Source organism: Cellvibrio chitinivorans (assembly GCF_035117775.1).
GTDB classification, from domain to species: Bacteria; Pseudomonadota; Gammaproteobacteria; order Pseudomonadales; family Cellvibrionaceae; genus Cellvibrio; species Cellvibrio chitinivorans.
Genome location: NZ_JAYKKN010000016.1, coordinates 1 through 10,030, shown reverse-complemented (window position 1 = coordinate 10,030; position 10,030 = coordinate 1). Strand labels below are relative to the sequence as shown.

General features: G+C 40.5%; 13 protein-coding genes. All 13 read left to right on the top strand.

Annotation, left to right across the window (positions count from 1 at the left end):
* The coding region (locus SPL68_RS18265; protein ID WP_323816614.1) for an IS3 family transposase at nt 1-190 on the top strand (190 nt) is incomplete at its 5' end.
* Nucleotides 191-238: 48 nt separating this feature from the next.
* Nucleotides 239-988 (top strand): hypothetical protein, encoded by a 750-nt coding sequence (locus SPL68_RS18260; RefSeq protein WP_323816613.1) that lies wholly within the window; start codon nt 239-241, stop codon nt 986-988.
* Nucleotides 989-1,585: 597 nt separating this feature from the next.
* Nucleotides 1,586-2,023, top strand: a complete 438-nt coding sequence (locus SPL68_RS18255) for a hypothetical protein (protein WP_323816612.1) — start codon at nt 1,586-1,588, stop codon at nt 2,021-2,023.
* Between the two features lie 142 nt (nt 2,024-2,165).
* Nucleotides 2,166-2,543: a hypothetical protein gene (locus tag SPL68_RS18250; protein ID WP_323816611.1), complete on the top strand. Its 378-nt coding sequence runs from the start codon at nt 2,166-2,168 to the stop codon at nt 2,541-2,543.
* A gap of 162 nt (nt 2,544-2,705) precedes the next feature.
* Nucleotides 2,706-3,116: a hypothetical protein gene (locus SPL68_RS18245; protein ID WP_323816610.1), complete on the top strand. Its 411-nt coding sequence runs from the start codon at nt 2,706-2,708 to the stop codon at nt 3,114-3,116.
* Nucleotides 3,117-3,276: 160 nt separating this feature from the next.
* Nucleotides 3,277-3,534 carry a hypothetical protein gene (locus SPL68_RS18240; protein ID WP_323816609.1) on the top strand — a complete coding sequence of 86 codons (258 nt, stop codon included), beginning with the start codon at nt 3,277-3,279 and terminating at the stop codon, nt 3,532-3,534.
* Between the two features lie 1,277 nt (nt 3,535-4,811).
* Nucleotides 4,812-5,219, top strand: a complete 408-nt coding sequence (locus SPL68_RS18235; RefSeq protein WP_323816608.1) for a WapI family immunity protein — start codon at nt 4,812-4,814, stop codon at nt 5,217-5,219.
* A gap of 150 nt (nt 5,220-5,369) precedes the next feature.
* Complete coding sequence (locus SPL68_RS18230) at nt 5,370-5,747, top strand: hypothetical protein (RefSeq protein WP_323816607.1); 378 nt, start codon at nt 5,370-5,372, stop codon at nt 5,745-5,747.
* A 644-nt stretch (nt 5,748-6,391) separates the two neighbouring features.
* Nucleotides 6,392-6,724 carry a DUF4926 domain-containing protein gene (locus SPL68_RS18225; RefSeq protein ID WP_323816606.1) on the top strand — a complete coding sequence of 111 codons (333 nt, stop codon included), beginning with the start codon at nt 6,392-6,394 and terminating at the stop codon, nt 6,722-6,724.
* A 532-nt stretch (nt 6,725-7,256) separates the two neighbouring features.
* On the top strand, nt 7,257-7,568 hold the full coding sequence (locus tag SPL68_RS18220; protein ID WP_323816605.1) for a chorismate mutase: 312 nt from the start codon (nt 7,257-7,259) through the stop codon (nt 7,566-7,568).
* A gap of 626 nt (nt 7,569-8,194) precedes the next feature.
* Complete coding sequence (locus SPL68_RS18215) at nt 8,195-8,608, top strand: hypothetical protein (protein WP_323816604.1); 414 nt, start codon at nt 8,195-8,197, stop codon at nt 8,606-8,608.
* Nucleotides 8,609-8,747: 139 nt separating this feature from the next.
* Nucleotides 8,748-9,185, top strand: a complete 438-nt coding sequence (locus SPL68_RS18210; RefSeq protein ID WP_323816603.1) for a hypothetical protein — start codon at nt 8,748-8,750, stop codon at nt 9,183-9,185.
* Between the two features lie 156 nt (nt 9,186-9,341).
* A complete protein-coding gene (locus SPL68_RS18205) occupies nt 9,342-9,776 on the top strand; it encodes a hypothetical protein (protein ID WP_323816602.1) in 435 nt (144 codons plus the stop codon).
* Nucleotides 9,777-10,030 lie beyond the last annotated feature (254 nt).

The following is a 10,030-nucleotide window of genomic DNA, read 5'->3' as shown; positions in this document are numbered from 1 at the left end:
ACCGATGGAGTCCTTCTTTAGTCGCTTGAAAGTCGAGTTGATTTACACCCAGCAGTTTCACTCGATTGATGAAGCTAAATCCAGTATCTTTGAATACATTGAGGTGTTCTATAATCGCTTGCGCCGACATTCCAGTATTGGTTATGTGGCGCCCGCTGAGTTTGAACGAAGGGCAGCGCTAGCTGCATAGTTAGAGTGTCTACTTTTTGTGGGTAAGACCAGCCAATAAGGAGCATCTATGCCCGCAGAAATTGATCATCCATGTTTTGTACCTCCTGAAGATGAAAATATAAAAATCTGGAGATACATGGACTTTACAAAATTCGTATCTCTTCTTGAAACTGAAGCTCTGTTCTTATCGAGAGTAGATAAATTTGAAGATCCATATGAAGGAGCTACATCTCACGCTAATGCCCAAATAAGGCCTAATTTATACAAAGACAAAGGCATCCCTGAAGAAGCTCTGCATCAAATGTCTAAGTTTATGGAGTGGACACGATCATGGACGTACGTTAACTGTTGGCATATGAATAACGCTGAGTCTGCTGCAATGTGGAAGTTATATGCTCAAACAGATGAGGCGGTTGCAATTCAGTCAACTTATACAAAGTTACATAAAAACCTTGATAAAGGTACGTATGTAGGAATTGTTCACTACATTGATTATGACAAAGATTGGCTGCCGGAGGGAAACGGGTTTTGGCCATACGTCCACAAAAGGCGATCTTTCGAGCATGAGAAAGAGCTACGTGTATTGATTCAAGAGCTTCCGAGTAAAGCTGAACCAGAAAGAGGCTTTGATTATTCTCGTGTTAACAACGAGTATGGAAAACCTATTAAGGTTGATCTTATAGATTTAATTGAAAACGTATATGTTTCCCCAGCAGCACCCGCATGGTTCTTCCAAGTAGTAGCTGGTGTTGCTCAGCGTTATGGTTATAAGTTTGAAGTAAAACAGTCAAACTTAGCAAGAGCACCGGTTTTCTAATGGTCACCGGCCTAACAAAGCGGTCAAACACCGTTCCGCTTCGCTCCACTGGACAGAATTTAAGATGCGGTTCTGTGGTTTTGCTGCGCAAAAGTATTCCACAAAACCGCAACTTAAATTCTGCCGTTTACCGCGGCGTTATAGGTGCTCGTTCTTCTTGATCGAGCAAGTAGAAAGACTTTCGCAAGCAGTTACTTTTGAGCAGCGCGGCAACTTCAAATTTCGGTAGCGTTGTTCCTTGTGCTAGTAAGAAAGTAAGCCAGTTTGAAAATGTTGGGTTTGCGGAAATTGGGAATTACTTGGTTAGTGAAATTGGAGTTCTATTCTTGTAGCTTCTTTCTCGTTGCCACTAAGTTAAATCTCGGTAGAATCAGCTTAATAAGTTTTAACCAGCTTTTTTTGGGGGTTCTGAAAGAGCACAGTGTTTTGGTTTTTTAAATCGCGCTATAACAAAGCGTAGCAACACGCCACTGCGTGGCTGGACAGTTTGTAAGTCGCAGTTTTGTGGTTTTGCTGCGCAAAAGTATTCCACAAAATCACAACTTACAAACTGCCGTTGTACGCGGCGTTAAGCATTAGTCACAATCGGAGGTATAAATGGAAAGTAACCCTTATAAAACACCAAACTCGGATGTTGCAGTTGGCGAAATATTCAAACGCTCAATTTGGTGGAAAATCTATTTTTTCTTTATAACAATAATTTCAACAATTGGAATTATATCTATTCTTTTTCAACCAAATGCTGGAATCAGCGAATATATCAACTTGGTTCTATGGTTAATGGTTACTGTAGGGCTTTTTGGCTTCACATTTCTTAAGCCAATCTACAAACCAAATTTTTGGCTTCACGTTTTAATGGCATATCTCATTTATAGTTTTGCTTACTATTTCATTACAGATATTGATCTAAGAATGGGTATGAGTAACATTGAATTCTATACTAGTACTGCCGTTGGCTTGTTGCTATCTATTCCAACTTATTATGGTTTATTTGCTTTTAGTCGGCCAACAGATCCAGCATGGAAAATTGCTTAACAAGGCGTAGCAGCACGCCACCTCGTGGCTGGACAGTTTGTAAGTCGCGGCTTTGTGGTTTTGCTGCGCAAAAGATTATCCACAAAGCCACAACTTACAAACTGCCGCTGTACGCGGCGTTAGGCAGTATCGAGAATAGAGAATGAATACCAAGGTTCATTGCAAAAGCTGCTCATCTTTAATACTTAAGGAAACCGCAAGCAAAAATAATGGTTTGTGTTTTCCCTGCAAAAATGGCACTCGTTCGCTAATAAATGAGCGGAATGAAATTTACAATGAATCAAAACCGCTAGTAGAAGAAAACGAATTTATTTGTCTTGAGTGTGGCTCTAAAAGCTCAAACGAACAAATTCATGTAGGTGTAAAATATAGCGGTGAAAATCCATGGTCATATGTGGCGGCAAGAGAACGCTGTGGGAGTTGTAAAGTTATTTTTCCAAGGGCATTGGCGCGCCGCTGGAATAACGAATCATTGGAGCGTGCACGGGAAATTTGGTTAACGAGGTATAAGAATGTTTAGTACGCACTGTAACTGGTGGTGCCTAACAAGTCGTTGCAGCTCGCACGCTTTGCGTGCTGGACAGTTTTTAAGTCGCAGTTTTATGGTTTTGCTGCGCAAAATAATCCACAAAACCACAACTTAAAAACTGCCGCTGAACTCGGCGTTATACAGAGGGAGAAAATGAAGCTAATTTTTATAATCACTATTCTTTTTTTATCGTGCCAGTCATTCTCTTTTGAGAAAGATCCATTGAAAAATGGAGCCGATGAAATATTGAAAAAATCAGTTGAGGTTCTTCCAGACTCAAGGAAGCATGAAAAAATACAACTAGCTTTCTTAAGTGAAGGTCTTAACGGTCAGGAAGCCGCACAACGAATTTACGAATTATTAGAGTCGGGTAGCTTCAAAGGTATTCTTGCTATTGGCGGGCCTGCCCCTGAGGTTACTGATAAGCTAGCAAGAACTATAACCACCTATCTTTCTTCACCGCTAAAAGGCGTTACGCTCATTATTGCCGGAAATGAATCTACAAAAAATGCAGTTGAAACAAAGCTAAAATCCTTAGGTGCGGAAGTATATTTTATCAAGTAAGTATAACAAGGTATTCCAACACCGTTCCGGCGCTTCGCGCCTCCACTCGACAGTTTGTAAATAGCGCATTTTGCGAATTGCTGCGCAAAGTTTATCGCAATGCGCTACTTACAAACTGCGGTTGAACACAACGTTATGCAAATCAGATATGGAGTACAACGTGACAATGATGAAAGTGAAAGACCTAATAGAGCAATTAAATAAACTTGATCCTAATCTAGAGCTTTACGGATACACTGATGATGACTGCTTAGCAACTAGTGATCGCGCTTATCATGTTTTTTCCATAGAGAGCGCGGATGTATCAGTAATTGAAAGCGAAAGGGACAGTAAGGGAAGGCCGATCTTCAGGTTCAGCAATTTAGAAGCGAAAGGATCTAGAAAAGTGGCTTTTATTAACGTGTCAACTGACTTTTAAAATGTGCATAACAAATCACGCCAGGCTCGCACACTTCGTGTGCTGGACAGTTTGTAAGTCGCGCCTTTGTGGTTTTGCTACGCAAAAATAATCCACAAAGTCACAACTTACAAACTGCCCCTGCGCTCAGCGTTATATTTCCACCCGAAGTCGGAATAGACATAGAGATCGATGAGCTGTATTCGCTGCGAAAGAGAAAGAAAAACATATGAGGATCCAACTCATTTGTGTCGGCGGTGCTACGACGAAAAATTTGGTTACAAGCCAAATTCAATATCACTCTCAGTAAGAATTAGAAATATCTCTATTAGTTTAGTTCTTATAGGGTATTCTCTTTGGAGCTTCTGGAGCGGAAAGCTATATTTAATTCTTCTTGCTAAAAGAGGGAATGGCGGTCTATACGAGCTAAGTGACCTAGGCTTAATTCTGGGTACAGTAAGCTTTGCTTTGTTTATCGTAAGTATGGGGGCCGTTGTCGTAGACCATTACGACAGGCGGAACAACGAAAAAATCTATTGTTTAATAAGCAACATTTGTCTTTTGGCTGGTGTGGTTATTTATCTAGTGGCTATTCTGCTTTTTTCAAAAAGAATATAACAAAGTGCTGCAACCCGCGCACTACGTGCGCTGGACAGTTTGTAAGTCGCGGCTTTGTGGTTTTGCTGCGCAAAAAATAATCCACAAAGCCACAACTTACAAACTGCCGTTGAGCACGGCGTTACATTCTCTTGGAATTGAGTCTTTAGTCATATGAATGGCAGCGAAAATAAAAACAAACCAAATAACAAGGCATGGAACATACTTGCAGCTTTTCTATTAATATTTTCCTTGGGTAGCATGCAAATTGTACTTACTGCTCAGCAGGACCTGTTTCACTACATATTCAACATTGCCACAGTAGCTTTTGTTTTTGTAAGCTCAATTGGCGTTTTTGGGTACTCAAATAATAAGAAAATATTTAATCAACAGTTTTGGGTGAAATACTTTTATATATACGGCTTATTCTCTGTATTTTATAACTTTCATTGTTTTCAGCATCACGGTCTACCCAGCACTAGTGCGTCAACAATCAATACAGCCTTAAATATCGGGGTAATATCAATGCTGACCTTATATGCTTTATATCGCTATTCATTCACAAAAAACTCATTCTAATTAATGTAACAAAGCAATCAAACGGATGGATTTTTAAGTTGCACTTTTGCCATTCCGCTTCGCTACATTTTACGGCAAAAGTGCAACTTAAAAACCACCGTTTATCGCGGCGTTAGGCAAATATGCACATAATAAAATTCGGCTCAGATTCTGAGTTTTTAAAGCTTGAAATCCCACCTAATCTTTCACCTGAAGACTGGATTGATATTTCTGTAGAAATAAAAACTAATCACTTTAGTGGCAGTATTAGTCCGTGTATTGAACTGCGTGATATTTTAAGTTTAACTGTTGAGCTAGAAAAACTGTATGAAACATTAAAAGGTTCGGCGTCATTCGATCCAAGAGAAAGGCAATTTAAGTTTAAGCTTGAATCACAGGTTGGAGGTAAAATTGAATTGTCAGGTATGGCATGGTCCGAGGCTAGCTATGGCAGTAAGCTTGAGTTTTACCTTTCTCTAGACCAGACGTTTTTATATCAACCGTTAAACACTCTTAAGCTTTTGGCTTTCAAGCTAAAATCAAATGCCTAACAAAGTGTTGCAACACGCGCACTGCGTGCGCTGGACAGTTTGTAAGTCGCAGTTTTGTGGTTTTGCTGCGCAAAAGTATTCCACAAAACCACGACTTACGAACTGCCGTTGAGCGCGGCGTTAAGCTGAAGTAAAAATGAGCCATAAGTTATGACCACGAAGGAGAAAAAGCTTTTCTTTGCAGCCGGGCTTGTCTTCGCTTCGAGGGCTCTATTTTTCTACTCATTCTTTCAATTCCTAGATGTGGTACTAGGAAATAATGAGCATATAGTTAAACCTATTGGCTATTTTATTGCAGGCTCAGGTGTTGGGTATTTAGGCTTTTATCTAACAGGCGCTTCCAAATTGGCATGGCTACAGCTGCCGCATCAAGCTAGTGCCTTAATCGGAGTAGGTCTGGTCTTTGGCTGTGCATTTCAAATATTCAATGGAACAGCAATTCCAGTTACATATTTATTATTTTTCGCTGGTTTGTTTTTTATTGGTAGCTGGTGGTATTTTGCTAAGCACAATAAATACAGAGCTTAACAAGCGGTTGCAACGCCGCTCCAGCGCTGCGCGAAGTTTATCGTAAAAGCGCCGCTTACAAACTGCGGTTGAACCGAACGTTAGGCTAAGGAAGTAATGACAATTCGAGAATATCTTGAGCGTAAAAGGTTCAGAATTACTGTGTTTGTAATTCTTCTATCAATACCTTTCATTTACCATTTAAAGTCAAGAAATGATCCGCTAATTTTCCTTATAGTGTTTTTTGCATTAGCGCTAATCTATATTATGTTTTGGTTCTTTTTGAAATGCCCAAAATGCAATGCCACCTTAACTTCTTTAATGCTTAAAGGAAGAGATATTTTGCATATTTCGCCAGAAATAAAATGCTGTCCAAAGTGCGGCGCATATTTTGATAATGAGCTTTAGATTAAGCTTTTTGTTAAAGAAGTATATATTGTTTGTTTATAAGTGAAGCCATTGTAAAAATGGTATATGAGTATTTATTACAACTCCTAAGTCTTGGTGTGAAAAATTAAAGCCTAACAAATCGCTCAAGCACCGCGCACTTTGTGCGCTGGACAGTTTTTAAGTCGCAGTTTTGTGGTTTTGCTGCGCAAAAGTATTCCACAAAACCGCAACTTAAAAACTGCCGCTTAGCTCGGCGTTATGTGTAAGTAGAGATCATGGCATATACCAAATGTTCCAGATGCGGTGAAGAGTTTCATTTGAGAATAACCTCAGATGATTCACTCAAAGAGCTAAGGCTTAAAGAGCAGAGAAATGAAGTGCTATGTTTGGGCTGCTTCAAAAGCATCAAAGAGTATGATGTAGTAAAAGTAATATCAGAAAATACAGGCGTCCCTGAGGCAAGAGTTGGTGACATAGGTGCGGTTGTTTTCGTTCACGGTGATGGAGCAGCCTTCGAAGTAGAGTCTGTCCTAGAAAGTGGAAATACTAAATGGCTAGGTACATTCAAAAAAGAGCAAGTGAAATGGCTGCAATCACCTACCAATTAAAGCACATAACAAATTTGTCCAGCCGACGTTTTGGTCTTCGCTCCTTTTTGTGCATGGCCTTCGGCCATTTTTGCACAAAAATCCACTACAACCAAAACGCGGCTGACAAAGGCGTTATGCAAATTGAAAGCTTTCAAGCAGTGTTTCAATGTTGGTGAAAATTAGCGCCGTGGCTTGTTTGGTTCTTGGTTGTCGGTGCCGCTTGTTGGTTTTGTGAAAACGCGTTTTTAAATTGGTTTGCCGCAGACCTGAAACGTAACCTTTACTGGCAAGTCTCGCTTTGTGAAAGTAAAGCGCAAGGAAATAGTGGCGGAAAGAGAGTGCGGTTTTTGTTTGGCGCAAAAAAATAGAACGGTTTGTCGTGCTGCATCGAATTAATGTTGTATTGCATAACAAGGCGTATCAACACGCGCACTTCGTGCGCTGGACAGTTTGTAAGTCGTGGTTTTGCTGCGCAAAAGTATTCCACAAAACCACAACTTACAAACTGCCGTTGTACGCGGCGTTATAGGCAAAAAACAAGGAGTTAAAAATGAACAACATCGTAACCTGCAATTCCCTTGAGGAAGTTCGCTCAAACATCGACGCTATCGATCAAAAAATTGTTAGTTTAATTGCTCAACGCGGTAGCTTTGTCATGCAAGCCGCTCGCTTCAAAAAAACAACTGAAGACGTTAAAGCTCCCCAAAGAGTTGAGCAAGTAATTTCAAAAGTGCGCACTCTTGCAGCTGAATCAAAGGCAAATCCAGACGTGACTGAAGCTGTTTATCGCGCAATGATCGCAGCTTTTATAAATGCTGAGCTTGCAGAACATTCATCTATTGCAAGTAAAACGGTAAAATAGTAAGCGCAGAATTTATTTATCACATTCAAAAATTGAGCAAAATCCTATAACAAGTCGTTCCAGCAACGCGCACTGCGTGCGCTCGACAGTGTGTAAGTCGATTTTTATGTGGTTTTGCTGCGCAAAAGTTTTCCACAAAAAAACAACTTACACACTGCGGCTGAACTCGGCGTTATAGGTGCTCGTTCTATTTAGTCGAGCAAGTAGAAAGGTTTTCGCAAGCAGTCACTTTTGAGGAATGCGGTAAAATCAAAATAAGTAGCGTTGTTCCTTGTGCTATTAAGAAGGTGTGCAAGTTTATAAAGGCAGGGTTTGCGGAAATAAAGGTTTTCTTGGTTGGTGAAATTGGAATTCTAGTTTTGTAGCTTCTTTCCCGTTGCCACTAAGTGAAATCGCTTTGAAAATCAGCTCCAGTAATTTTAATCGGGCGTGTTAGCTGTTTTTGCAAGAATGTCGGTTTTGCAATCACAGAAACGCGCCTATAACAAGGCGTGCCAGGTTCGCCCGCTTCGCGGGCTGGACGTATTGTAAGTTGCGCATTTAGCGAATCGCTGCGCGAAGTTTATCGCAATGCGCAACTTACAATCCGCCCCTGCACTTAGCGTTATGAGTTTTCGAGTCAGAAAATGAAAAATATCTACATTCTAATACTAATTATTTTTTCAGGTACTTCGCTAGCAAATGAGCCAACCTACTATGATTGGGAAACGCTAACCTATACTACCGAACTTACTGAAATATCAAGCCAAGCCGTTTTAACGGTTAACATGGAAAATTCTAAGAAAAATAAAGGTGTAACCCTCTCAGACATGAAGTTAACTGTTAATAGAAAGCTTCTTCAATTTCCTGAGTCAGTCGCAGCAGAGTTTTATTCGATTAATCCTGTTAGCATTTCCATCTCAACTGAAACAATGAGCATAAACGAAGAAAGTAATATTTTTATTACCTTACATTTTCGGTACGCCGGCGAAAAGAGTCTATACGGGGCAGTTTCATTCCTAAATTACAAGTACTATATTCGTACAGTCTCAGAACTATAAGCTCATAACAAAGCGTATCTACTCGCGCACTTCGTGCGCTGGACAGTTTGTAAGTCGCAGTTTTGTGGTTTTGCTGCGCAAAAGTAACCCACAAAACTACAACTTACAAACTGCCGTTGTACGCGGCGTTAAGGAATAAATGAGCATAAACCAAATCTCGAATTACATTTTAATATGCGCGGTTTTTGTTGTTTTTATCGGCGCAGGTATGTATCTATTGCATGAAAAGCGCTATTCGGAAAAATGGAGTCAATTTTCCGGCTATGTGGTTGACGACGAAGAGCTGAGTGGCTTCTTCTCTTGTTCTGGGAGTGTTGGCATGAGCTTCACTGACATTGGAAACACGGGTATTTCAACTAAGTATCGTCAGAGAAAAACGCAAATTCGTGAACCCATCTATGTGGAATTCATAGGTAGGGTTGCAGGTCCCGGTGTGTCAGGTTGGGGTATGGCTGGCGAGCCATGGGAAGAAAATGTGGAAATTAAAAGCCTCACGAAAATTGAACGAACTTTTCCTGAAAATTGCAAAGCGAGAAAACCTACTGAAATTACGGTTAGGTTTGAAGAAAATCCTTAACAAGGTGTTCCAACACCGTTCCGGCGCTTCGCGCCTCCACTCGACAGTTTGTAAGTAGCGCATTTAGCGAATCGCTGCGCGAAGTTTTTCGCACATGCGCCACTTACAAACTGCGGTTGAACACAACGTTAAACTAATTATGAAATGGAGATCGTAGTGAACTTAAAAAGTAAAAGCCTTATTATTGGTTTCGGCTTAGGAGCAATCATTTATCATATTGCTTGGTTCTTTATTGGCTATACTGCGGCAATCACACTTCCTGGCCCCATTTACAACTGGGCTAAAGAAAACTCCGCACATGCGCCCGTAATTTTTGTATGGGATCTATTTGTAGTTCAATTACTTGGAATCGGAATTTTAACGGGAATATCTACCTATTTAGTATTAAGGCTTACTTCTTTGAAGTGGCTTTATGTGGCCGCTGGTTTTCTAGTTTCAGACATCATTCTTTCATTTGCATATTTATTAACTCTACCAACGCTTGAATGTTTTTCAGAATTCAACCTAGTCATGTTCTTGCCGCATTTCATTGTGGTTTCTATTTGTGTTTTTTGCGCTGCAAATGTTGGCAGTAAATATCAGAAAGTTTAACAAGCGTAGCAGCTCGCACACTTCGTGTGCTGGACAGCTTGTAAGTCGCGGCCTTGTGGTTTTGCTGCGCAAAAGTAATCCACAAACCCGCAACTTACAAGCTGCCGCTGTACGCGGCGTTAGCATTCCGAGTTACCCACCAATTGTAGACACCCTGTATAGTTGAAAATCCTATATGGAGGTGCTCACTATGGCACGTAAAAAAACACAGGCTTATACCGAAGAGTTTCGTCGCGAAGCCGTTAAACGCGCAG

What these genes read in the sequence shown, in the direction of transcription:
- SPL68_RS18260 (WP_323816613.1), top strand. Translation starts at nt 239, where the DNA reads ATGCCCGCAGAAATTGATCATCCATGTTTTGTACCTCCTGAAGATGAA.
- SPL68_RS18255 (WP_323816612.1), top strand. Translation starts at nt 1,586, where the DNA reads ATGGAAAGTAACCCTTATAAAACACCAAACTCGGATGTTGCAGTTGGC.
- SPL68_RS18250 (WP_323816611.1), top strand. Translation starts at nt 2,166, where the DNA reads ATGAATACCAAGGTTCATTGCAAAAGCTGCTCATCTTTAATACTTAAG.
- SPL68_RS18245 (WP_323816610.1), top strand. Translation starts at nt 2,706, where the DNA reads ATGAAGCTAATTTTTATAATCACTATTCTTTTTTTATCGTGCCAGTCA.
- SPL68_RS18235 (WP_323816608.1), top strand. Translation starts at nt 4,812, where the DNA reads ATGCACATAATAAAATTCGGCTCAGATTCTGAGTTTTTAAAGCTTGAA.
- SPL68_RS18230 (WP_323816607.1), top strand. Translation starts at nt 5,370, where the DNA reads ATGACCACGAAGGAGAAAAAGCTTTTCTTTGCAGCCGGGCTTGTCTTC.
- SPL68_RS18225 (WP_323816606.1), top strand. Translation starts at nt 6,392, where the DNA reads ATGGCATATACCAAATGTTCCAGATGCGGTGAAGAGTTTCATTTGAGA.
- SPL68_RS18220 (WP_323816605.1), top strand. Translation starts at nt 7,257, where the DNA reads ATGAACAACATCGTAACCTGCAATTCCCTTGAGGAAGTTCGCTCAAAC.
- SPL68_RS18215 (WP_323816604.1), top strand. Translation starts at nt 8,195, where the DNA reads ATGAAAAATATCTACATTCTAATACTAATTATTTTTTCAGGTACTTCG.
- SPL68_RS18210 (WP_323816603.1), top strand. Translation starts at nt 8,748, where the DNA reads ATGAGCATAAACCAAATCTCGAATTACATTTTAATATGCGCGGTTTTT.